Source organism: Palleronia sp., from assembly GCF_042089775.1.
Taxonomy (GTDB): Bacteria; Pseudomonadota; Alphaproteobacteria; order Rhodobacterales; family Rhodobacteraceae; genus Palleronia.
The window spans coordinates 1-23601 of record NZ_JBELKF010000035.1; the positions used below are offsets into that span (position 1 = coordinate 1).

A 23601-nucleotide genomic window follows, 5' to 3' on the forward strand; every position below is an offset into this window, starting at 1 on the left:
GATCTTGCCGCCGACGACATCTCCGACGCCGATTTTCAGCGCTACGCAGGGTGACCGGTCCGGTTTCTGAGCAAGGGATCGAAGGCAAACGACGCCGCCTTCGTTCCCTCTCTGATCAGCTTGTCTGGAAGGTGGATGTTGGCTTGAAGCTGATTCAGGAATACGGGTTGAGAAAATCTTGCGCTGCTCCCGTGGCGTTAGAGACTGCACCGACAATCCCAGAGCGCTTGGCCGCGCAGCCGAGATTTGAAACGCCCCGCGACTGCGGCTCTTGCCCTCGATTGCGCGTCGCCGGTTGACCCCACGCAGCCTTTTCGTCGAGAGGTGACACATCGCCCTATGGCACCGCGTGGGGAGCGACTGCATGGCCAGGGTGCTTCCGGCTCTGGCGCAAGGATGCGGCCTGGGCCGACGGGTGCAGCGAATTCGTTGTTTCAGAGAATGCTGTCCGATAGCGAACCAGCATAAACTATGCTTTGCCTGCGGATCGGTCGGCCGATGGATGAGGCCGATCGCAATTGAGATGATCTCTGAGGGCAATAATTGCGGTCATGCATTGGACATCGCGCGCGAAGCGCGGGATATCCATGGCGGCAACGGCATCTAGATGAGTACCACGTCATGCGGCACGCTGAGAATCTCAAGACCGTGAACACCTGCGAGGGCACACACGGCACCCGCGCACAGATATTCGGTCGCGCGCTCGCCCGCTGGCAGGGATTCTTCTGATGGCCGCCCCTCCGCTTGCCGGACTGCGTGTCGTCGAACTGGCGCGGATCCTCGCGGGGCCGTGGATCGGGCAGACGCTGGCCGATCTGGGGGCCGAGGTCATCAAGGTTGAGGCGCCCGAAGGTGACGATACGCGCCGCTGGGGTCCGCCTTTTGTCGAGCGCTCCGACGGTCATGGCGGGACCGAGACGGTCGCGGCCTATTTCCAGGCCGCCAACCGCGGCAAGCGCTCGGTTACCTGCGACTTCGGCGATCCCCAGGATCTGGTACGGCTCAAGGAGCTGATCGCGGGCACCGACGTGCTGGTCGAGAACTTCAAGGTCGGCGGGTTGAAGAAGTGGGGGCTGGATTACGAGAGCCTCGCTGCAACGAATCCGCGCCTCGTCTACGCCTCTGTGACGGGGTTCGGACAGGCCGGGCCGCGGGCCGCGCAGCCCGGCTACGATTTCATGATCCAGGGACTGTGCGGGATCATGGACCTGACCGGTGAACCCGACGGCCAGCCGCAGAAGGTCGGGGTCGCGTGGATCGACGTGTTCACTGGCCTCTACGGCGTGATCGGAATCCAGGCGGCGCTGGCCGAGCGGGAGCGCTCAGGGCAGGGGCAGCATGTGGACCTGTCGCTTCTGGACACGGGCGTGGCGGTCCTGGCGAACCAGGCGGCGAACTTCCTTATCGGCGGCGTCGTCCCGAAGCGGCTGGGGAACGCACACCCGAACATCGTTCCCTATCAGGTCTTTACGGCGCGCGACGGGCACCTGATCGTCGCCTGCGGCAATGATCGACAGTTCGCCGCGCTCTGCCGTGCGCTAAATCTCGATGATGTCGCCGAGGATCCCCGCTTTTCGTCCAACGGGAACCGCGTCGTCCACCGCGAGACGTTGGCTGCGCTAATCGAGACGGCCACCAGCGCCCGCGATCGCGACGCGCTGATCGACGGGCTCGGAGCCGTCGGCGTGCCGTGCGGTCCGATCAATGATGTCGCTGAAGCTCTGTCGGACCCGCAGGTGTCGGCACGCGGGATGGTCGTCGCGCCCGACGGCGTACCCGGCTTGCGGACGCCCATCCGGTTCTCGCGCAGCGACCTTTCGCTTGACCGGGCAGCTCCGGCCTTGGGCCAGGGGGACTGGGGATTTGTCACTCGACGAGCCGACGAGTAGCGAGCCGCCAGCACCGGCGACGGCCCGCATCGCGATCTGTGAGATTGCGAGGGTTCCTGTGACCGGCGGGATTCTCCCCGGCCTCCGCACGTTCCATAAGTTCGCCAGCGCCGACGTGCGCTAAACCGGGCACCCTCGGGATGCCTAGTGTCCTGAGGCCGCCGCCTGACCGCTCGGCGGAGCCCGCATCAGCAACGCAGCCATCGCCAAACCACCAAAAAGCAGCGTGATGAGCAGGAACACGTCGATGAAGGACATGACCGTCGCCTGTCCGCGCAGGCGCATCGCCATCTGCGCCAACACGCGGCCGTCGCACCGTCAAGGCCACGTGACGACAGGCTCTGCCCCATCAGGTCGAGCTGCCGCAACGCCTCCGCATTGGTCTAGGAAATCGCCTCGGCAGGCGTGCGTAGTGCAGCGCGCTGCGGTCGGACAGGATCGTGTTGATCACGGCAAGGCCCACCGCGCCCCCAAGGTTTCGCATCAGGTTGTAGAGGCCGGACGCGCCCTTCATCTTCTCCGGAGACAGCGTGCCAAGGGCCAGGTTGTTGATCGGGACCATGCACAGCATCAGCGACAGTCCGCGCAGCACTTGCGGGACCAGCAGCTCCTGGAAGTCCCATTCTGCCGTCAGCCCCGTCAACATCCAGGTCGAGGTCGCGAAGCCCAGAAAGCCGATCAGCAGCATCACGCGGAGGTCGAGCTTGGACGACAGGATGCCGGCAATCGATGCGCTGGCAAACATGGCAAGGCCCGAGACGAAGACAGTTTCGCCGATCATCAGGCTGTCGTAGCCGCGGATCGACGCCAGGTAGAGCGGGTAGAGATAGATTAGACCGTAAAGGCCGATCCCCATCGTGAAGCTGAAGATAATCCCACTGCGAAGTTCGTGTTCCCGAAGGCGGACAAGTCGACGATGGGTTCTTCCTGCGTCGTGGCGCGCCAGAAGGTGACGATGCCGCCCACGACCATCACGGCGGTCAGGATGGCGACGGCGTGGTCGTCCAGCCAGTCGTTCGCCGGCCCTTCCTCGAGCACGTATTCCAGGCTACCAAGGAACGCCGACAGCGCAGCGAGCCCCCACCAGTCGAAGCGGTCGAAGAGCTTCCAGTTGGGTCGGTCGAAATCGATCAGCGTCCAGGCACCGATCGTCACAGCAATGCCCGGAAGGACGTTGACGAGGAACAGCCAGTGCCACGAAAACGTGTGACTGAGATAACCGCCGACGGTCGCGCCGATCGTCGGCGCCAGCGTTGCGATCAGGCCGATGATGGGCGAGACGACATTGCGCCTGGCAGGCGGAAAGATCGTGAAAGCTGCGGCGAAAACCGATGGAATCATGCCGCCGCCCAGGAAGCCTTGGACAGCCCGCCAGAGGATCATCTCTGACATCGTGCTGGAGGTGGCGCACATGAAGCTCGCGGCCGTGAAGCCTGCCGCCGCAATCGAAAAGAGGATGCGGGTCGACATCACCCGGCCGAGAAAGCCGGACAGCGGGATCATGATGACTTCGGCGATCAGGTACGAGGTCTGGACCCAGCTGATTTCGTCGGGGCTGGCGCCGAGGGCCGCCTGGATGTCGGGCAGGGAGGCAGAGACGATCTGGATGTCCAGGATTGCCATGAACATGCCGACGACCATGACCATGAAGGCCGCGATTCCGGCGGGGGGTCAGGTCGGGCGTGCCCATGTCATCGCGCCGCGAGAACCGTGCCGTAAACGGTGCGGCTGTCGACTTCGACCACGGCAGAGAGCCCGGCGCGCAGGCGACCGGTATCGAGCGCCTCGTCGGGGATTGCGATCCTCACGGGTACGCGCTGGACGACCTTTGTGAAGTTGCCCGTCGCATTGTCCGCCGGCAGGAGAGAGAAGACGGACCCGGTGGCGGGGGCAAGCGAAGCGACGCGGCCTTCGCATTCCACGTCCGGCAGCGCATCGAAGGTGATGTGCACGTCGGCGCTCTCGTGGATGCCGGAAAGCTGCGTTTCCTTGAAGTTCGCCTCGATGTAGAGCGTGTCGGTCGGCACAAGGGCGGCAAGCCGCGCGCCCGCGGCGACGAGATCGCCCTTTTCCAGCGTTACGTTCGCGATTCTGCCGTCCGCCGGCGCGCGCAGGACGGTCAGTTTCAGGTCGCGCTCTACCTGGTCGACGGCAAGTTGCAGTTCGCGCCGCGTTCCCTCGGCCTCGGCCCGCTGGGCCTGAAGGACAGACACCTGCGCCTCGGCAGCGGCGATGGCGGCCTCGGCGTTGGCATGCGAGGCAAGGGCGGTGTCGAGCGCTTCGGTCGCTCTGTCGAGCTGGGCCTGCGATGCGACGGAGACCCGGTTCAGGCTGGTGAACTGCTCGGCATTGGTGCGCGCGGTGCGCAGTTGCGCCTCGGCCACGTCGCGCATCGCCTCGGCCTGGGCGATGCCGGCGCGCGCTGCTGCGATCTGGGCGTCGATGCGTTCCAGCGTGTCGGATGCGGTGGAAGCGCGGCTGCGTGCGACGTCACGCGCGATCCTAAAGTCGCCGTCCTCCAGCCGGATCAGCACGTCACCGGCTGTAACCTGCTGGTTCTCTTCCACCTCCACGCTGTCCACGTAGCCTTGCACCCGGCTCGAGATCAGCGTGATGTCTGCGGTCACATAGGCATCGTCGGTATTCACCATGAAGCGCCCGTGGGTCCACCACTGATGTCCGAACTGCGCGATGCCAGCCGCCGCGGCGAGGGCGACGATGGCGAGCATGATCCGCTTCGGGCTCCGCCGGCGTTTGAACGGGCGCGCGCGTCGACCGGAGTCCCTTCGGCCGGGGTGGTCAAGGTGCGCTCATGGCGGGCAATCGTGGATTCTTCAGGAAGCAATCGAACCGATCGGTGCGATAGCCGAGCTATGCAGGTCTGGAGCAGCAATCAAGAATTTATCGAACCGATCGGTTCGATTACATGTTCTGAATGGATAGGATTGACACACGCCACCGCCGCCACGCCGCCGGAACGGACCCCGCAAAGCGTGCGGCCATCCTGGACGGCGCGGCCCAAGTCTTTCTTGAAAAGGGATTCGACGGGGCCGGGGTCAACGACATCTGCCGTGCGGCCGGGGTGTCCAAGAGTACGCTCTACGTGTATTTCGACACCAAGGAGACCCTGTTCGGGACGCTGGTCGAGTACGAGCGGGATCGCCTGTTTGCGGGTGTCGAGAGGCAGCTTGAGGGCGACGCCCCGCTCGAGGTCCGCCTCACCGGTTTCGCCACGCGCGTCGCAGAGATGCTGTGTTCCGACCCTGTCATCCGCGCTCAGCGGGCCATGATCGGAATGGCCGAACGGATGCCGGAACTCGGCGCGCAGTTCTACGAAGGCGGAGCGCAACGGTCGCAGCGCCTGTTGGCGCAGACACTGGACCGCGAGGTGGCGACAGGGCGGCTGGTGATCCTCGACACGGGATTGGCCGCCTATCAGCTGGTGGAACTGGCGACGGCCGGCTTATGGCGCCAGCGGCTGTTCGGGAGAATGACCGAACCTCCGGAACGCGGTGCGATCGAGGCCACGGCCCAAGCGGCGGTGGCGATGTTCCTGAGCAGGTACAGTGCTTGATGGACGGCGTCGCTTGAAGGCTACGGCGGCTACCTTTCCAAAGGTGGGCGCGGATTCTGCCGTCTGCTTTCGAAGGTTTGGCTTCACATCCTGAACTGTCCGCAGGCGGCGGTCTGTCCGGCGCCCACGCCACCGCGGCCCCAGGCTTCACGCCCGGCGCAGAACATGGTCTGACTACATCTACTCCCGCGCCATCCTAGCAAGGACAGAAAGCCAGCCATGTCAGATGTTCGTATCCGCAAGGAAGGGCGCGCCGGCCGCATCACGCTGTCCCGGCCAAAGGCGCTCAACGCGCTGACCTACGAGATGTGCCTGGGGATCGAGCGTGCGCTGGACGCTTGGGCGCAGGATTCCGAGGTCGCCCTGGTGATCCTCGACGCCGAGGGGGAAAAGGCCTTCTGCGCTGGCGGCGACATTGCGCAGGTATATCGCGCGGGGATCAAGGGCGACTACGACTATGGCCGCCGCTTCTGGCGCGACGAATACCGGATGAATGCCAAGCTCGCCGAGTATTCCAAGCCTGTCATCAGCTTCCTGCATGGCTTCGTCATGGGCGGCGGCGTCGGGCTGGGCGGCCACTGCTCGCACCGGATCGTCGGCGAAAGCGCGCGAATCGCCATGCCCGAATGCTCCATCGGTTTCGTGCCGGATGTGGGCGGCAGCTTTCGCCTCGCCCAAGCGCCGGGGCGGCTCGGCGAGTATCTGGGCCTGACCTCCGCGCGGATGGAGCCGGGCGATGCGCTGTATGCGGGGTTCGCCGATTTCTTCGTGCCCGAGGCAGAGTGGCCCACGCTGAAAGCGGCACTGGCCGAGACTGGCAAAGCCGACGCCGTGGCCAAGGCCGCGCAGCCCGCGCCGGACAGCCCGCTGGCAGAACGGCAGGCGCAGATCGACATGCTCTTCGGCGGCGGAAGTCTGGCGGACATCCGGCGCACGCTCGACGAAGACGGTCCGGACTTTGCAGAGGGGGCCCGCACTGCGCTGGCCCGTAACGCGCCGCTGTCCATGGCCCTGACGCTCGAGATGGTCCGCCGCCTCCGCGGGCCGTCGCACAGCATTCGTGATGCGCTCGAACTCGAGTACCGCGTCAGCCATCGCATTGTGGAGCACGGGGACTTCCTCGAAGGGGTTCGCGCTGCCATCATCGACAAGGACAGGCAGCCGAGGTGGCGCAACGCAACGGACGACGTTCCGGATGCCGAGGTGTCGATGATGCTCGCGCCGTTGGGGCGCGACGCGCTGAACCTGAGGGAGGAGGCAAAATGAAGATCGGTTTCATCGGTCTGGGGAACATGGGCGGGCCGATGGCGGCCAATCTCGCCGCCGCGGGGCACGAGGTGACTGGCTTCGACGTGGCAGGCACCGTGGCAGAGGGCGTCAGGCCAGCACAATCGGCCGCAGAGGCCGCGCGAGGGGCCGAGGTGGTCATCACGATGCTGCCCAACGGCGACATCCTGCGGAAGGTAGCCGAAAAGATCGTCCCCACGATGGCGCAGAGCGCGGTGCTGCTCGATTGTTCGACTGTCGACGTGGCCTCTGCCCGTGCGGTGGGCGAAATGGCCGAGGGTGCGGGGCTTGGTGCGCTCGACGCCCCGGTTTCGGGCGGCGTGGGCGGCGCGCAGGGCGGCACGCTGACCTTCATGGTGGGCGGCAGCGACGCGGCATTCGCGATGGCAAAGCCGCTCTTCGACGTGATGGGGCAGAAGGCGGTGCATTGCGGCCCTGCGGGGAGCGGACAGGCGGCCAAGATCTGCAACAACATGATCCTCGGGGCCACGATGATCGTCACCTGCGAGGCGTTCGCGCTGGCCGACAAGCTGGGCCTGTCGCGCGAAGCGCTGTTCGACGTCGCCTCGACCTCGTCCGGGCAGTCGTGGTCGCTCACCTCATACTGCCCCGCCCCCGGCGTCGGGCCGCAGAGCCCGGCCGACAACGGTTACGCGCCCGGCTTTGCCGCCGACCTGATGCTGAAGGATCTGCGCCTTGCCCAGCAGGCGGCCGAGCAGGCCGACGCCGACACGCCGCTGGGCCGGGCGGCGATGGAGCTTTACGCCCGCTTCGTCGAGCAGGAGGACGGCAAGGGGCGCGACTTTACCGCGATGCTGCCGCGCTTCGAGACGAGGGGCCGCGGGGCTTGAGCGACGACGTGGCGAAGCGCGTCCCGGCGGGGGACTACGACTACATCGTCGTCGGCGCAGGCTCGGCCGGCTGCGTGCTGGCGAACCGGCTGAGCGCCGATCCCAAGACCCGGGTTCTGCTGCTCGAGGCCGGCGGCAGCGACAACCGGTTCTGGGTCCACGTGCCGATGGGCTACCTTTACGCCATGGGCAACCCGTCGATGGACTGGTGCTTTCGTACCGAGGCCGAGGAAGGCCTGGGCGGGCGAGCGCTGAACTATCCGCGCGGCAAGCTCCTGGGCGGGTGCTCGTCGATCAACGGCATGATCTACATGCGCGGCCAAGCGCGGGACTACGACCAGTGGCGGCAGATGGGCAATGCCGGCTGGGGCTGGGACGACATCCTGCCCTACTTCCGCAAGTCCGAACACCACTGGGGCGGGGCTGACGCGTTTCACGGCAAGGGCGGGGAACTGCGGGTCGAAGAGCAGCGGCTGAACTGGCCGATCCTCGATCACGTGATCGATGCGGCCGAAGAGATGGGAATTGCCCGCACCGACGATTTCAACGACGGCGACAACGAGGGCGCCGGCTACTTCCCGGTGACCCAGCGGCGCGGGCTGCGCTGGAACGCGCGGAAGGCCTTCCTGGACCCCGCGCGCAAGCGGCCGAACCTGCGGATCGAGACTGGCGCGCAGGTCGAGCGGGTCGTGCTCGACGGCAGGCGCGTGACCGGCGTGGACTACAGCGCGGGCGGCGAACGCCGACGGGCACGGGCAGGTCGCGAGGTGGTGCTGTCGGCCGGGGCCATCGGGACGCCGCAGATCCTCGAGCTGTCGGGCATCGGCAACCCGGACCTTTTGTCCCCGCACGGGATCGAGACGCGTCATGCGCTTCGCGGCGTCGGCGAGAACCTGCAGGATCACCTTCAGCTCAGGACCGTGTGGAGGATCACCGGAGCCAAGACGCTGAATGACCGGGTCGCGACGCTTTTCGGGAAGGCGGCGATCGGGCTCGAATACCTGCTCCGCCGCTCGGGGCCGATGTCGATGGCGCCGAGCCAACTGGGGATCTTCTGCCGCTCGTCCGGGCGAGAGGAGAGTGCGAACATCGAATTCCACGTCCAGCCGCTGTCGCTCGACAGCTTCGGCTCGCCGCTGCACAGCTATCCCGGCATGACGGTTTCGGTCTGCAACCTGCGCCCCGAAAGCCGGGGCAGCGTCCATCTGCGCACGGGCGACGCGGCCGGTGCGCCCGAGATCCGGCCGCGCTATCTGTCCACCGAAGGGGACCGGATCGTCGCGGTCGAAAGCATCCGAACGGCACGGCGGCTGATGCACACAAGGATCATGCAGGCCTACCGCCCGAAAGAAGTGCTGCCCGGCCCGAGCATCGAATGCGACTCCGACCTGGTCGAGGCCGCGGGAAGGGTCGGCACCACGATCTTCCACCCCGTCGGCACCGCGCGGATGGGACAGGACGAGATGGCCGTCGTGTGCGCGGACCTGCGGGTGCACGGGCTTAGCGGGTTGAGGGTCGCGGACGCCTCGATCATGCCGACCATCGTGTCGGGAAACACACATGCCCCCGTCACGATGATCGCGGAAAAGGCCGCGGACCTTATCCTCGCGGGACGGTAGCCGGCTTCTGGTTCCACCCCGCCCACCTGCCGCTACGCAGCAGATTTTCCGCCACAAGCAATGTTGCACGCCCGGTTGCGGCGTGCCACGCTCCTGCCCAACGCCGACGGGATGCATAGGTCCGGCGCAGGGAGGAATACCGCGTGATCATACGCGCCATCGACGCGATCAACGAGGTCGTGGGCAGGATCGTTGTTGTCCTTGCCGTGATCTTCGCCGCCATCATCATCTACGACGTGGTCATGCGCTACGCGCTCAACGCGCCGACACGCTGGGCCTTCGACCTGTCAAAGCAAATCTATGGCTTCTACTTCATCCTGCTGGGCGGCTACGCCCTGCGGCACGGGTCGCATGTTCGCGTGGACCTGCTGATCGAGAGGTTCTCGCCCGGGCCGACCCGCGTGGTCGAGGTTGCAGGCTACCTCATCTTCTTCTTTCCCTTTGCGTGGATCTTCCTGACGCGGTCGTATGATTTCGCGGCAACTTCGTGGGCGCAGGGCGAGACGACATACGGCGCCGTCGCACTGCCGGTCTACCCGCTGAAAGCCGCCCTTTTCGTGGCGGCGGGGCTTCTGCTGATCCAGGGCATAAGCGAGGTTCTGAAGATCCTCCTCGGCCACCGGCAGGAGGTCTGACCATGGGTGCGGAATTCATCGCCCTCGTGATGTTCGGCCTTCTGGTGCTCGGCCTGATGATGGGCCACCCGCTGGCTTTCGTCCTCGGCGGCACCGCCGTGCTGGGTGCTTTCATCGCCGGCAAGCCGATGGTCCTCGGCATCGTCATCAACCGCATCTTCGGTGACGTGCTGGACAACTACACGCTGATTGCCATCCCGCTTTTCGTGCTGATGGCGCAGTTTCTATCCAACTCGGGCGTGACGGACAGAATGTTCGATTCGCTCAGGCTTCTGATGTCGAACGTCCGGGGCGGTCTGGCACTGGCCGTGGTTTTCATCTCGATCCTGCTGGCGGCGACGACGGGGATCATCGGCGCATCGATCACCGTCATGGGCGTCATGGCGCTGCGCCCGATGCTGCAATACGGCTATGCACCGTCGCTGACGACAGGCGTCATCGCGGCGAGCGGGTGCCTTGGCATCCTGATTCCGCCCTCGATCATGCTGATCCTCATGGCATCCTATTCGCCCCTGTCGGTGGGCGAACTCTTTGCCGGTGCGATGATCCCCGGCGTGATCCTGGGCCTGCTCTACGCGGTGTGGGTCGCGATCCTCGCCATCATCCGGCCTGACATGGCCCCGTCGGTCCAGCCCGAGGACATGCCGCCGCGCGGCGAGCTGTACCTCATGCTCATGAAGGAGGCGGTGCCGCCGCTCCTGCTGATCTTCGGCATTCTCGGTTCGCTTTTGGCGGGGATCGCCACGGCGACCGAGGCGTCGGCCATAGGCGCGGCGCTGGCGCTGGTGATCGTCATCGCCCGCGGCCGCTTCACGCTGCCGTCGTTTTACGACGCGCTGCGCGAGACGGGAAAGACCAGTGCGATGATCCTGTTCATCGTCGTCGGCGCCACCGCGTTCACCGGCGTGTTCAACATCACCGGCGGCCTGCGCGCCACGCAGGACGTGATCCGCACGCTCGATATGGAGCCGTGGATGCTGCTGACAGTGATGATGATCATCGTCTTCATTCTCGGCGCGTTCCTCGACTGGACGGGGATCGTGCTGCTCAGCTTCCCGATATTCCTGCCGATCGTGCAGGAGATGGAGGGCGTGAACCTTCTGTGGTTCGTCGTCCTGATGTCCGTGGTCCTGCAGACGTCGTTCCTGACGCCGCCCTTCGGCTACGCGCTGTTCTACCTGCGCGCCATCGCCCCGAAGGAGGTCAAGACGACCGACATCATCGTCGGCGTGATGCCGTTCATCGCGCTGATCCTTCTGATGTGCATCGCGGTGGCGGTTGTGCCGGAGCTCGTCACCTGGCTGCCATCGGTGCTCTACTAAGCCATCAACACAGGGAGAGAGAAACAATGACTGCTTTCAAGACGCTCGCCGCCACTGCGGCGCTGGCGACCGGCCTCGGGGCCGCGGCGGAGGCGCAGGAAACCTGGACCATGACCTCCACGTGGCCCTCGTCGCTCGAGCTGATCGAGTTCGATCGGCATTTCGTCGACCTCGTGAACAAGCTCGCCGGGGACGAACTGACCATCGACTTCTACGAGGGCGGCTCGCTCGTCCCCGCGGGCGAAGTCTTTGGTGCGGTGCAGTCGGGAACCGTGCAGGCCGGTGCCGATTGGCCCGGCTACTGGGCCGGCCGCGATGCCGCCTTCACGCCGCTTGCCACGACGCCCGCGCTCTTCAATGCGGTGGATTACGTGAACTGGATCCAGGAATGGGGCGGGCAGGAGTTCTATGACCAGACCTATGGCGAATACGGCATGGTCTACCTGCCCTACGGCGTCACCAACAACGAGTCTGGCTTCCACACCAACAAGTCGATGACCACGCTCGAGGATCTGCAGGGCATGCGCCTGCGCGTCTCCGGCAACGAGCAGGGCCGCATCCTTGAACGCCTTGGCGGCAGCCAGGTTTCGATGGCCGGCGGCGAGGTTTACCAGGCGCTCGAGCGGGGCGTGATCGACGGCGGCGAGTTCTCGACGCCGAACGTGGACTGGTCGGCCGGCTTCCAGCAGGTCACGTCGCACTGGTCGACGCCGGGCTGGCACCAGTCGGCCTCGGTCTTCGGCGTGATGATCAACAAGCAGGCGTGGGACGCCCTGTCCGAAGAGACGCAGGAGAAGCTGCGCATCGCCGCGGACGCCACGATGCTGTGGTCGCTGGCCTTCACCGAAAAGCGCGCGACCGAAGCCTATTCCGACTGGGAAGAGGCCGTGACGATCGAGCGCTACACCGACGAGGCCCTGGACGAGGTCCAGACCATTGCCAACGAGGTGATCGTCGAAGTCTCGTGCGAGAGCCCCTCGGCCGGTGCGGTCTACCTGTCGATGGTCCAGTACCTCGAGAACTACGCCCAGTGGCGCGAGGCGTCGGCCCCCTACAACCTGGGCCGTACGCCCGACGGCCCCTCGGTCGAAGATCTGCAAGCCTGCGTCGACGGCTGATCTGAGCCAGAATCGTAGCGAAGGGCCGCCTCCGGGCGGCCCTTTTCGCGGATGCGCCTCCGGTTCGGGCGCGGTCACTGAGGCCTCTGCAGACGTTTTCCGCCGGGGGATGTCGCATTAACCTGAGGGCGAACCAGGATCTGGAACCGGGCGGGGGCTGGCTCGTTGCGAGAGGCAATGCACGGCCACCCGGTTTCTTGAGTATGCATTGACAGGCGAGCGTCTTGATTGGCGGTCCTCCGTCTGTGCAGGCCGTGAAACCTAACGCTCATGGTGCTTCTACATGTCCCCATCCGAGGAACTCGACAGCCTTGTCATCGGCGCCGGCCCGGGTGGCCTGACGGCGGCGATCTACCTTGCGCGTTTCCGGCGCAAGTTCCTCGTCGTGGATGCGGGGGGAAGCCGCGCCTCATGGATTCCGACATCGCACAACCATGCGGGCTTTCCCGAGGGCATCGCCGGCCCCGAGCTTCTTCGCCGGATGCGGGCGCAGGCCGAGAAATACGGAACCGAGATCGTCGCCGGCGAGGTCGAGGCCCTGCACAAGCAGAGCGGTCCGGGCTTTGTGGCAGAAGTCGGTGGCAAAACGCTTCGGGCGAAGGCCGTGCTTATCGCAACAGGCGTCGAGGATAACGAGCCGGAACTGCCGAACCTCTACAACGCCATCCAGCGCGGCTTGATTCGTCACTGCCCCATCTGCGATGCCTATGAGGCAATTGATCAGAAAGTCGGGATCGTCGGATACGGAAAATGCTCGCTGCAAGAGGTGATGCTGCTGCGGGCCTATACGTCGGACCTGACGCTTCTGACGCTCGGGCGGGACCTGGAAGTGGGCAGGGAAGAGCGTGATGCGATGAAGGCGGCCGGCGTTCAGGTGATCGACGAGCCTATGGAGCATCTCATGGTCTCGGGCGACCAGATCGAGGCGTGGCGCACCAAAAGCGGGAAGACCTACCACTTCGACACGATCTACTCGGCCCTCGGGCGCCGGGTCCGCTCGGGTCTGGCGCAGGAACTTGGGGCCGATCATGATGAAGATGGCGCCCTGAAAACCGACGACCACCAGCGGAGCAGCGTTCCGGGGCTCTATGCGGCTGGAGACGTCGTCCGGGGACTGGCCCAGATCAGCGTCGCGATGGGTCAGGCGGCGATTGCCGCCACGACGATCCACAATGATCTTCGCCTGGGGACTGACTGGCCTCGGTAGCCTCTCCGACGCTCGACTGTCCTAGAAGCTGGGGCAGGGCGCCGGTGCCCGCTTGCTTCTCGTTGGCGCCAGCCAGCCCACGGCGAGCTTGTGGACACTGGCGAAGGCAGAGCACGCTGGGGCGTCATGGTGGAGCGAGCGGGGTGATGTCCGCCGAAGCCGGAGGGGCAGCGAATTAGCCCCGCCAGATATTTCCTCAGGCGCTCGCGAGCACCTCGATCGTCACGCGGCCGACGCCGTTCGCCACGATGCCGATATCTTCGGCTGCCTCTTTCGACAGATCGATCACGCGGTTGTGGGCGTAAGGACCGCGGTCGTTGATCCGGACCACCACCGACTCGTCGGTCGCTTCGTTCGTCACCCGGACCCGCGTGCCGAAGGGCAGGCTTCGATGGGCCGCGGTGAGGTCGTTCATGTCGAAGGCCTCTCCGTTCGCTGTGGGGCGCCCCTGGAAGCCCGGCCCGTACCACGACGCCATCCCCTGAAGTGTCTGCGTCGTGCCGGTGTCGTCGTGAGCCGAGGCGATGGGAGCCATCGCAAGGAGGCAAGCCGCGGCGACTGCGGGGCGGAGCATGGACTTCAGCTTGATCAAGGGGCTGTCCTCGGTTGGGAGTGTCTTGCTGACAGGACCCAAGTGCGGCCTTACTGTTTCCTGCGCAATGGAAGGTGGGGGCGGGTTCCGCCCTTGGCGCCAATCCGGCGAAGTCTCGCCCCTTGCCCGCCGATGGGCCGGCGCAAAGCCGCCGGTGAGGCTTTCGATCAGCCGGATTCGGCATCCGGTCCTTGAATCGCCAGCTACCCAGACAAATCTTGTCGGGCTATTTCGTCGGTGCCCGCTGGCGCGCAGCCCTCGATTCGGCCTTACAGCCAGCCTTTGCGCTTGAAGAAGGCGTAGGGGATGATCGCAGCAACGATCATCAGGCCGATGGCGAAGGGGTAGCCCAGGCGCCAGTCGAGCTCGGGCATGTAGTCGAAGTTCATGCCGTAGATCGAGGCGATCAGGGTCGGCGGCAGGAAGATGACAGCCGCGACCGAGAAGATCTTGATGATCCCGTTCTGCTCGATGTTGATCATCCCCAGCGTCGCATCCAGCAGGAACGTGATCTTCTGCGAGAGGAAATCCGCGTGATCGAGAAGCGAGTGGATGTCGCGCGACAGCGTCTTCACCCGCTCGCGGATCTCCTTCCCGCTCTTGCGCTGCAAGGTGGCGTGGCTGAGGAAGCCGACCAGACGTTCGAGCGTGAGAAGGCTGTCGCGGATATTCGAAGTCAGATCGCCCTTGCGCCCAATCTCCTCGAGGGTCTTCTGGTTGTCGCGCGGGACATCATCCTTCGGTCTGAAGATCTGTCGCGAGATGACGTCGATTTCCCGTGCGGCACGCTCGAGGATGTCCGCAAGCCTGTCGACGATCGCCTCGAGAAGTGCCACGAGAACGCCTTCGGCGTTGGGGGCGTCGATGCCCGTTCGTTCCGCGCGTGACGGGAACGAGACAAAGGCGCGCGGCTCGTGGTAGCGCACGGTTACGAGGCGGTCGGGGGTCAGCACGAAGCTGACGGGCGCCATCTCGGGGTCGTCGCCCTCGGTATGGGCGGGCAGGATGGCGGTCATGAATATGGCCCCATCCTCGAGGTAGAGGCGCGAGGAGATCTCGATCTCCTCCATCTCTTCGCGGGTCGGGATATTGACGCCGACGAGCCGTTCGCCCTCTTTCTCTTCCTCGCGATCGGGGTTCACCAGGTCGAGCCAGACGGCGTCCGCCATCTGCCCGCCCGGGCCGCTCAGCCTGCCACCCACGTTCGAAAAGCTTCTGATCACGATGACACTCCCTTGGCGAGACCGGAGAAGGAACCGATCCTGCGAGATGTAGCGTGTGTTTTCCGAATCAACATTTTGACCGACCAGATCGGCATGCCTGCCCGCGACAGGACCTGCGAAGCATCAGGGCCCCAGATGTGGTGCCGAGGACGCGAGAGCCGGGGCCTCGAAGGCGGTCGCCCGTGCGCGTCGAACGGCCGCTCAAGCTAAGTCAGTGGCGCGTGCGGCTGGCCATGTGGTCGTGGTCACGCTTGGTGAAGAGTGGCACGACGATCTCCATCAGACCGACGAAGAGATGCGGCCACCAGATGAGGTCGGCAAAGCCGAACAGCCACGGCGAAACTGCCAAAAGGGCACCGCTGGCGATGTCCACTCCGAGGTGCACTTTCAGAGGGATGACTTTCGCCACGCTCAACTCGTAATTGGTGAGTAGGCTCATGACGATGGTCATCGCCCCTAGGATCTGCGGGAGCCACTGTTCGATACCGCCCGTCGCGAAACCAAACAGGTACGGCGCGATGATGAGCAGTGCGCCGGTGAGGTAGTCGATGATTCCGTGGGTTTTCGTGTCGATCATGTGGTTGCCTCCTAGCTTCACACATCTTCCGGACAATGCGCGGCTACTCGAACCGTTCCGGCGTCACGGCGCAGCGCGGCCCGCCGCGGAGTTTTCGCCGACTGACTGCCGTCCGCATGCCCGGAACAGGGACACCGCACGAAGCGTTCGCTTGGCAATTCAGGTCAAGGAAGGACCATCCGATGAACACCACAGATCATGCGAGAAACGTATTCCTGGTGGGCCTCAAGAACGCGCATGCGATGGAGAAGCAGGCGTTGTCGATCATGCAGCCCCAGATCAATCGCCTTGAGCATTACCCCGATCTTGCGCAACGCCTGCAGGCACATGTGAACGAGACCGAGGGCCAGATCAGCCGCCTTGAATCGATCTTCGAATCCATCCAGGAGAGTCATTCCGCGGCCAAGGACACGCTTCTCTCGGCGTTCGGGTCGATGGCCGCTCTGGGTCATGTCGTGACCGGGGACGAGGTGGTGAAGAACTCGTTCGCCAACCTCGCGTTCGAGAACTACGAAATCGCGGCCTACACGTCGCTCATCACGGCGGCGCGCGCGGCCGGCGCCAACGATGCGGTCGCGCTGCTTCAGCAGAACCTCGACGAAGAGCACGCCATGGCGGAATGGGTCGAGCGGAATATTCCGGCGGTGACAGAGAAGTTCATCGCGCTGCAAGGCACCGATGCATCTGCCAAGACCTGAGGCAGGACGGCCAACGCGCTGATGCCATGGCGCAGGCCGAGGGCTATTCCCGGTCTGCGCTTTTTTAGTGCCTCGCGAGCAGTGCACGTTCGTGTGGCCGGATGGATGGAAGAACCGCAGCTGGCATCCAGTCGACGAAACCGCCGCCCCTGGACGCCGTTGAGTCCGCAGACACCCCATTCAAGATCGGAACCCCATGGTCGAAACCCTCGTCACTGATATTCCCGACGATCTGCAGGTTGAGATCCGGCAGGTGCTGGAACGCGCCTGCGAACTGGAGCGTCCGCTGGCCACGGCCGAAAGCTGCACTGGTGGGCTGGTTGCGTCCGTCCTCACCGATGTCGACGGCAGTTCGCACGCGTTCGAGAGGGGGTATGTGGTCTACACGAGACGGGCGAAGTCCGAGGTACTGGGTGTCCCCGCCGACATGCTCGAGGAACATGGCGCCGTCTCGCGTCCTGTCGCGCTTGCGATGGCCGAGGGGGCGCTTGCGCGCTCCGCAGCTCACGCCGCCTTTTCAGTCACGGGTTTCGCCGGACCCGGCGGCGATGATGCCGAAGAGGGACTCGTTCATTTCGCCTGCGCCATCCGTGGCCGCGAGACGTTGCATCGCGAGGAACATTTCGGTCCCATCGGCCGCAGCGGCGTCCGGCTCGCCTGTATTCGGGTCGCCGTCGAGATGTTCAAGGAGGCATTGGAATGACGGCACGCCACGGACCCGACAGTTTCCACGCGCTGCACCGGCACGGTTTCGTCCGCGTCGCAGCCAGCACGCCGCATGTCCGCACGGCCGATGTCAGCTTCAACCGCGATGCCGTCCTGATCGAGGCGCGCCGCGCGCACGAGGCGCAGGTCGACCTGCTCGTCTATCCCGAGCTTTGCCTTTCGTCCTACGCGCTGGATGACCTGCATATGCAGAGCGCGCTTCTGGATGCGGTCGAGGATGCGCTGGACGAGGTCGTGGCCGCCAGCTCCGAGCTTTCCCCTGTGCTGCTCGTCGGGGCACCGCTGCGGCAGGATGGAAAGCTGTACAACTGCGCCGTCGTGGTGTCTCGCGGGCGCATCCTTGGCGTCGTGCCGAAATCCTACCTGCCGAACTACCGCGAGTATTACGAAAAGCGCTGGTTCGCCCACGGGCGCGGCGTCCGGGACCGCACGATGCACCTTGGCGAGCAGGACGTGCCCTTCGGCAGCGACCTGCTGTTCGAGGCGTCCGACCTCAAGGGCTTCGTCTTTCACGTCGAGATCTGCGAGGACTACTGGTCCGCAATCCCGCCGTCGTCCGACGCGGCCCTGGCCGGTGCGACGATCCTGACCAACCTTTCCGCGTCCAACATCACCATCGGCAAGTCGGACGAGCGGCACATGCTTTGTCGGTCGCAATCGTCGCGCGCCATGGCCGCCTATGCCTATTCGGCCGCCGGTCCGGGCGAGAGCACGACCGACCTTGCCTGGGACGGGCAGGGGGCGATCTACGAGCTGGGCGACCTCATGGCCGAGTCCGAGCGCTTCTCGCTCGACCCGCAACTCTGCCTTGCCGATATCGACACCCAGCGCATCCTGAACGAGCGGATGCGCACCGGCACCTATGCCGACGCGGCCGAGGCGCGCGCGCCCGAGTTTCGCCGCATCGCCTTCGAGCATCAGCCGCATTGGCAGGATGCGGGCCTGATCCGGCCGATCCGCCGCTTTCCCTACGTTCCGAACCGCCGCAGCCACCTCGATCAGGATTGCTACGAGGCGTTCAACATCCAGGTCGAAGGCCTGCGCCGGCGGTTCGAGGCGACATCGGGCAGCCGCATGGTGATCGGGGTGTCGGGCGGGCTCGACTCGACTCACGCGCTGATCGTCGCGGCCAAGGTCTGCGACAAGCTTGGCCTGCCGCGGTCGCGAATCCTTGGCTACACGATGCCGGGTTTCGCGACGGGCGAAAGCACCAAGAGCAACGCGTGGAAACTGATGCGCGCGCTCGGGATCGAGGCGGCCGAGATCGACATCCGCCCGGCTGCAACCCAGATGCTGCAGGACATGAACCACCCCTTCGCAGGGGGTGAGCCGGTCTATGACGTCACCTTCGAGAACGTGCAGGCCGGCCTTCGCACCGACTATCTGTTCCGGCTGGCGAACCAGAACGGCGGTTTCGTCATCGGCACGGGCGACCTGTCCGAGATGGCGTTGGGTTGGTGCACCTACGGCGTCGGCGACCAGATGAGCCATTACGCCGTCAACACGGGCGTGCCAAAGACGCTGATCCAGTACCTCGTCCGCTGGGCGATCCAGACCGAGCAATTCGAGCCCGAGACGAACGGCGTGCTCAAGGCGATCCTGGAGACCAAGATCTCGCCCGAGCTGGTGCCGCACGGCGAAGAGGAAGAGCTGCAATCGACCGAGGACCAGATCGGCCCCTACGAGTTGCATGACTTCTTCCTGTTCCACACGATGCGCTACGGCCTGCCGCCTTCGAAGGTGGCCTTCCTGGCGTGGCACGCATGGCGCGACGCGCAGGCCGGTTCGTGGCCGATCGACTTTCCGGACGCGACCAAGCGTGAATACGAGCTGGCGCAGATCGCCGAATGGCTCGAGGTGTTCCTGAAGCGCTTCTTTGGCTTCAGCCAGTTCAAGCGCTCGGCGCTGCCGAACGGACCGAAGGTCTCGGCCGGCGGATCTTTGTCGCCCCGGGGCGACTGGCGCGCGCCCTCGGACGCGACGGCGGAACCTTGGCTCGACGAGCTGCGGCGCAGCCTGCCGAGCTAGGGGCGGCCGTCAGGCCGTGTCGGTGGACCCGGGACGGATGATGGCGATGATCGGGCCGATCACGCGGGTCACAACCGGGATCATTGCAAAGCCAAGCACCAGCCCCACGATCCCGTCGAGAAGCGCGGTCACGATCCACTCGATCACGCCCGTATAGGCGGGCACTGCATGGCCGGCCGTGACGGCGGTGGCGTGTATGAACTCGTACGGCGCGTGCCACCCGAGCTCGTGCAGGCCGTGCAAGATGATCGACCCGCCGACCCAGATCATCGCTGCGGTGCCGACGAAGACGAGGATCTGCATGACCACGGGCATCGCCTTCACGATGCCCCGCCCGATCGCCGGGATTGCGCCGGTGTCGCCGCGCGCCGCCAGGTGCAGCCCCACGTCGTCGGCCTTCACGATCAGGGCGACCACGCCGTAGACGGCCAGGGTGATGATGACGCCGGCCAGCGCGAGGCTGAGCGCCGTCAGGACCAGCGACCGGTCCGCGGGCATGGCGTTCAGCACGATGGTCATGATCTCGGCCGACAGGATGAAGTCGGTCTTGACCGCGCCCTTCACCTTGCTCTCTTCCAGCTTGGCCGCCGTCATCTTCTCTTTCACGAGGTCTTCGTCGTGGTGATCGGCCGGGTTGATCTTGTGCCAGATCTTCTCGGCCCCTTCGAAGCAGAGGTAGAGGCCGCCCAGCATCAGCAGGGGCGGAATCGCCCAGGGTGCGAAGATCGCCAGCAGCATGGCGATCGGCAGCAGGATGATCAGCTTGTTGAACAGCGACCCGCGCGCGATCTTCCAGACGATCGGCAATTCGCGGTCGGCCGAGAAGCCGGTGAGGTATTTCGGTGTCACGGCCGCGTCGTCGATCACGGCTCCGGCCGCCTTGGACGACGCCTTCACCGCCTGACCCATCACGTCATCCACCGAGGCCGACGCGACCTTGGCGATCGCCGCCACGTCGTCAAGAAGGGCTACAAGTCCGCTCATCCGTTACGTCTCCGAAGTGCTCAAGGCGGCAAGGGTAGCTCTTGTCGCGTGAACGAACAGGGCCGCCGTCGCTTGCATGCGGCGGCGGCCCTGCCAGATCGTCGTCACGCTGGAGGTGACGGAGGCCTCATTCGGCCGCCATCGCCGCCGGCGTCGGCTGGGCCGTACGGTCGCGTCTGCGGGTGAAGAGACGCATGACCACCACGAAGAACAGCGGCACGAAGAGGACGCCGAGCACCGTCGCCGAAATCGTCCCCCCGAGCACGCCCGACCCGATGGCATTCCGGCCGCCGGCCCCGGCGCCCGTACTGAGCACCAGTGGCAAAACCCCGAGCGAGAAGGCCATCGAGGTCATGATGATCGGGCGGAAGCGCTGACGCGCCGCCTCGATCGTGGCTGTCAGCAGGGGCTCGCCCCCTTGCATGCGCTCTCGGGCGAACTCGACGATCAGGATGGCGTTCTTGCCCGTCAGGCCAATGACCGTCAGCAGGCCCACCTGAAAAAACACGCCGTTCTCGAACCCGCCGAGCGTCGCGCCCACAAGGGCGCCGAGCACGCCGATGGGCATCGCCAGCATCACAGCGAAGGGGATCGTCCAGCTTTCGTAGAGCGCGGCGAGCGACAGGAAAACCGCGGCCAACGACAGCGCGTAGAGCAGCGGCGCCTGGTTCCCGGACTCGCGTTCCTCGAGCGACAGGCCCGTCCAGGCGAGTTCGAAGCCGGGCGGAAGCTGGGCGGCCAGACGCTCCATCTCGGCCATTGCCTCGCCGGTGGTGACGCCGGGCGCGGGGGAGCCCTGAAGCTGCATCGAGGGCACGCCGTTATAGCGGTAGACGCCCTGCGCGCCCTGGCTCCAGCCGCCATCCGCGAAGTTCGAGAACGGCACCAGTCCGCCGGATTCGTTGCGCACGCGCCACTTCTCGATGTCGGAGGGGGTCGCGCGCGACTCGGCCTCGCCCTGCACGTAGACGCGCTTGATCTGGCCGCGGTCGATGAAGTCGTTGACGTAGCGACCCGCCCAGGCCGTCGACAGCAGGCTGCTGACATCCGTGGCCGACACCCCCATCGCGCCGGCCTTGCGCCAGTCGATGTCGATGTTGAACTGTGCCGCGTCTTCCAGACCGTTGGGCCGGGCCGACTCGATCAGCTCGCTTTGCGCCGCCATGCCCAGTAGCTGGTTGCGCGCCTGCAAAAGCTCGTCATGGGATTGGCCCTGTCGCGCCTGGAGATAGACGTCGAAGCCCGATACGTTGCCAAGCTCGATCACCGAGGGCGGCACGACCGGGAACACCATCGCGTCCCGGATCTGCGAGAACGCGCCAAAAGCCCGCCCCGCCACGGCTTGCGCACTCAGCGCCGGGTCCTGCCGCTCTTCCCAGTCCTTCAGGCGGACGAAGGCGAGGCCCATGTTCTGGCCCGCGCCGCCGAAGCCGAAGCCGGCCACGCCGAATACCGATTCCACGGCCGCACTTTCGTTCTGGAGGTAGTGGTTCTCGACCTGTTCGATCACGTCGATGGTGCGGTCGAGCGTGGCCCCCGTAGGCGCCTGGATCATCGTGAAAAGGATGCCCTGGTCTTCTTCTGGCAGGAATCCGGTGGGCGTCCGCACGAAGAGCATTCCCATCGCCACGGCCAGTGCCACGTAGATCAGCCCCATGCGGAACGGGCGGCGTACGATCCAGCCGACGAGGCCGGCATAGCCGCCCAGCGTCTTGTCGAAGCCGAAGTTGAACCACTTGAACGGGCCGCGTTTGGCGCCCCCGTGCGCCTTGTGCTTCAACAGCGTCGCGCAGAGCGCAGGCGTCAGCGTTAGCGCCACCACGACCGAAAGCGCCATGGCCGAGACGATGGTGATCGCAAATTGCTGATAGATCACGCCTGTCGAGCCGCCGAAGAAAGCCATCGGCACGAACACCGCCGAAAGGACCATGGCGATGCCGATCAGCGCGCCTGTGATCTGGCCCATGGATTTGTAGGTCGCGTCGCGCGGCGACAGGCCCTCTTCTTCCATCACACGTTCGACATTTTCGACCACCACGATGGCGTCGTCCACCAAGAGGCCGATGGCCAGCACCATGGCCAGCATGGTCAGCGTGTTGATGCTGAACCCCGCCACCGCAAGCACGCCGAAGGTGCCCAAAAGCACGACCGGCACCGCCAGCGTCGGGATCAGGGTGGCCCGGAAGTTCTGCAGGAACAGGTACATCACGAGGAACACGAGGATGATCGCCTCCACGAGCGTTTTGATCACCTCGTCGATCGAGATCTCGACGAAGGGGGTCGTGTCGTAGGGGATGACGTATTCGATGCCTTCGGGGAAGTTCTGCGCGAACTCATGCATCCGCTCTTCGACCGCCGTCGCGGTTTCCAGCGCGTTGGCGCCGGGCGCGAGGCTGATCGCCATGCCGGCCGACGGGTTGCCGTTGAAGCGCGACTCGAAGGCATAGCTTTCGGCGCCGATCTCGACCCGCGCGACGTCGTCCAAGAGGACGAGCCCGCCGCCGGTCTCTGCTCGCAGGACGATCTGGCGGAAATCCTCGGGCGTCTGCAGCAATGACTGTGCCGTAATCGTGGCGTTCAGCTGTTGCTCGCCGGCGGTGGGGCGGGTGCCGAAGGCGCCGGCCGAGATCTGGGCGTTCTCTTCCGACACGGCTGTGACGACGTCCGAGGCCGTCAGCCCGTAGGCCGACAGTTTCGACGGGTCGAGCCAGATGCGCATGGCGTAGGGCGAGCCAAAGACCTGCACGTTGCCGACGCCGTCGATGCGGCTGATCTCGTCCGTCAGGTTCGACGACAGGTAGTCCGACAGGTCCGCCTGATCGTAGCTGCCGTCAGGCGAAATCAGCGAGACCACCTGAAGGAAGCCTGATGACGATTTCTGCACCGTGACACCCTGCCGCTGGACGGATTCCGGCAGCAGCGAGGTCGCCTGGCTGATCTTGTTCTGGACCTGCACCTGCGCGATGTCGGGATCGGTCCCCGTCTCGAAGGTCAGTGTGATCGAGGTCGAACCAGCCGAGGACGACGTCGACGAGAAATAGCGCAGCCCGTCAAGGCCGGTCATCTGCTCTTCGAGAACCTGGGTGACGGTGTTCGCAACGGTCTGGGCCGAGGCGCCGGGGTAGACTGCATTTACCGACACCGTGGGCGGGGCGATCTGCGGGTACTGCGCAATGGGCAGCGTGCGGATCGCAAGGATGCCGATCCCCATGATGAGGATCGAAAGCACCCAGGCAAAGACGGGGCGGTCGATGAAGAAGCGCGCCATGGA

20 protein-coding genes and 1 pseudogene are annotated in these 23601 nt (G+C 65.3%); 13 read left to right on the top strand and 8 right to left on the bottom strand.

All coding sequences use genetic code 11. The annotated features are described in order from the left end of the window. Positions 1 to 480 precede the first annotated feature (480 nt). Both ACFDS3_RS10365 and ACFDS3_RS10370 read left to right on the top strand, forming a co-directional pair. A pseudogene (locus ACFDS3_RS10365) lies at positions 481 to 729 on the top strand (acyl-CoA dehydrogenase family protein); the annotation flags it as partial. Next, entirely contained in the window at positions 729 to 1889 is a 1161-nt protein-coding gene (locus ACFDS3_RS10370; protein WP_375262283.1) for a CaiB/BaiF CoA transferase family protein, read from the top strand. The pseudogene ACFDS3_RS10365 and the gene ACFDS3_RS10370, both read left to right, overlap by 1 nt. A gap of 349 nt (positions 1890 to 2238) precedes the next feature. Here ACFDS3_RS10370 and ACFDS3_RS10375 read toward each other — a convergent pair whose 3' ends face one another. Genes ACFDS3_RS10375 through ACFDS3_RS10385 form a run of 3 tightly spaced genes read right to left on the bottom strand, consistent with a single transcriptional unit; the run spans position 2239 to position 4618 of the window. Next, positions 2239 to 2745 carry an MFS transporter gene (locus tag ACFDS3_RS10375; RefSeq protein WP_375262284.1) on the bottom strand — a complete coding sequence of 169 codons (507 nt, stop codon included), beginning with the start codon at positions 2743 to 2745 and terminating at the stop codon, positions 2239 to 2241. Next, entirely contained in the window at positions 2721 to 3536 is an 816-nt protein-coding gene (locus ACFDS3_RS10380) for a DHA2 family efflux MFS transporter permease subunit (RefSeq protein WP_375262285.1), read from the bottom strand. The genes ACFDS3_RS10375 and ACFDS3_RS10380 overlap by 25 nt, the downstream gene beginning before the upstream one ends. Before the next feature lie 44 nt (positions 3537 to 3580). Continuing rightward, positions 3581 to 4618, bottom strand: coding sequence for an HlyD family secretion protein (locus ACFDS3_RS10385; protein ID WP_375262286.1), 1038 nt, complete (start codon positions 4616 to 4618; stop codon positions 3581 to 3583). A gap of 206 nt (positions 4619 to 4824) precedes the next feature. Between ACFDS3_RS10385 and ACFDS3_RS10390 the strand changes: the two genes are divergently transcribed. The 8 genes from ACFDS3_RS10390 to ACFDS3_RS10425 all read left to right on the top strand — a co-directional run bounded on the left by ACFDS3_RS10390 (position 4825) and on the right by ACFDS3_RS10425 (position 13502). Further along, complete coding sequence (locus ACFDS3_RS10390; RefSeq protein WP_375262287.1) at positions 4825 to 5463, top strand: TetR/AcrR family transcriptional regulator; 639 nt, start codon at positions 4825 to 4827, stop codon at positions 5461 to 5463. A 219-nt stretch (positions 5464 to 5682) separates the two neighbouring features. Then, positions 5683 to 6729 carry an enoyl-CoA hydratase/isomerase family protein gene (locus tag ACFDS3_RS10395; RefSeq protein ID WP_375262288.1) on the top strand — a complete coding sequence of 349 codons (1047 nt, stop codon included), beginning with the start codon at positions 5683 to 5685 and terminating at the stop codon, positions 6727 to 6729. Further along, complete coding sequence (gene mmsB, locus ACFDS3_RS10400) at positions 6726 to 7601, top strand: 3-hydroxyisobutyrate dehydrogenase (protein ID WP_375262289.1); 876 nt, start codon at positions 6726 to 6728, stop codon at positions 7599 to 7601. Before ACFDS3_RS10395 ends, mmsB begins: the two co-directional genes overlap by 4 nt. Next, positions 7598 to 9220, top strand: coding sequence for a GMC family oxidoreductase (locus ACFDS3_RS10405; RefSeq protein WP_375262290.1), 1623 nt, complete (start codon positions 7598 to 7600; stop codon positions 9218 to 9220). Before mmsB ends, ACFDS3_RS10405 begins: the two co-directional genes overlap by 4 nt. A 143-nt stretch (positions 9221 to 9363) precedes the next feature. After that, entirely contained in the window at positions 9364 to 9855 is a 492-nt protein-coding gene (locus ACFDS3_RS10410; protein ID WP_375262291.1) for a TRAP transporter small permease subunit, read from the top strand. A gap of 2 nt (positions 9856 to 9857) precedes the next feature. Further along, positions 9858 to 11177, top strand: coding sequence for a TRAP transporter large permease subunit (locus tag ACFDS3_RS10415; RefSeq protein WP_375262292.1), 1320 nt, complete (start codon positions 9858 to 9860; stop codon positions 11175 to 11177). 26 nt (positions 11178 to 11203) lie between these two features. Then, positions 11204 to 12295: a TRAP transporter substrate-binding protein DctP gene (gene dctP, locus ACFDS3_RS10420; protein WP_375262293.1), complete on the top strand. Its 1092-nt coding sequence runs from the start codon at positions 11204 to 11206 to the stop codon at positions 12293 to 12295. 283 nt (positions 12296 to 12578) lie between these two features. After that, positions 12579 to 13502 carry an NAD(P)/FAD-dependent oxidoreductase gene (locus tag ACFDS3_RS10425; protein WP_375262294.1) on the top strand — a complete coding sequence of 308 codons (924 nt, stop codon included), beginning with the start codon at positions 12579 to 12581 and terminating at the stop codon, positions 13500 to 13502. 196 nt (positions 13503 to 13698) lie between these two features. Here the strand turns inward: ACFDS3_RS10425 and ACFDS3_RS10430 are convergent, their stop codons facing one another. The 3 genes from ACFDS3_RS10430 to ACFDS3_RS10440 all read right to left on the bottom strand — a co-directional run bounded on the left by ACFDS3_RS10430 (position 13699) and on the right by ACFDS3_RS10440 (position 15894). Further along, positions 13699 to 14094, bottom strand: a complete 396-nt coding sequence (locus tag ACFDS3_RS10430; protein ID WP_375262295.1) for a septal ring lytic transglycosylase RlpA family protein — start codon at positions 14092 to 14094, stop codon at positions 13699 to 13701. A gap of 269 nt (positions 14095 to 14363) precedes the next feature. Next, positions 14364 to 15317 carry a magnesium/cobalt transporter CorA gene (gene corA / locus ACFDS3_RS10435; RefSeq protein WP_375262296.1) on the bottom strand — a complete coding sequence of 318 codons (954 nt, stop codon included), beginning with the start codon at positions 15315 to 15317 and terminating at the stop codon, positions 14364 to 14366. A gap of 211 nt (positions 15318 to 15528) precedes the next feature. Continuing rightward, on the bottom strand, positions 15529 to 15894 hold the full coding sequence (locus tag ACFDS3_RS10440; RefSeq protein ID WP_375262297.1) for a hypothetical protein: 366 nt from the start codon (positions 15892 to 15894) through the stop codon (positions 15529 to 15531). Positions 15895 to 16076: 182 nt separating this feature from the next. Between ACFDS3_RS10440 and ACFDS3_RS10445 the strand changes: the two genes are divergently transcribed. The 3 genes from ACFDS3_RS10445 (at position 16077) to ACFDS3_RS10455 (ending at position 19346) form a co-directional block, all read left to right on the top strand. Next, entirely contained in the window at positions 16077 to 16592 is a 516-nt protein-coding gene (locus ACFDS3_RS10445) for a ferritin-like domain-containing protein (protein ID WP_375262298.1), read from the top strand. A 196-nt stretch (positions 16593 to 16788) separates the two neighbouring features. Further along, positions 16789 to 17295 (top strand): CinA family protein, encoded by a 507-nt coding sequence (locus tag ACFDS3_RS10450; protein WP_375262299.1) that lies wholly within the window; start codon positions 16789 to 16791, stop codon positions 17293 to 17295. Beyond that, complete coding sequence (locus tag ACFDS3_RS10455; protein WP_375262300.1) at positions 17292 to 19346, top strand: NAD(+) synthase; 2055 nt, start codon at positions 17292 to 17294, stop codon at positions 19344 to 19346. The genes ACFDS3_RS10450 and ACFDS3_RS10455 overlap by 4 nt, the downstream gene beginning before the upstream one ends. Before the next feature lie 9 nt (positions 19347 to 19355). Here ACFDS3_RS10455 and ACFDS3_RS10460 read toward each other — a convergent pair whose 3' ends face one another. Then, positions 19356 to 20330, bottom strand: a complete 975-nt coding sequence (locus ACFDS3_RS10460; RefSeq protein ID WP_375262301.1) for a DUF808 domain-containing protein — start codon at positions 20328 to 20330, stop codon at positions 19356 to 19358. A gap of 127 nt (positions 20331 to 20457) precedes the next feature. Further along, positions 20458 to 23598 (bottom strand): efflux RND transporter permease subunit, encoded by a 3141-nt coding sequence (locus ACFDS3_RS10465; RefSeq protein WP_375262302.1) that lies wholly within the window; start codon positions 23596 to 23598, stop codon positions 20458 to 20460. Positions 23599 to 23601 lie beyond the last annotated feature (3 nt).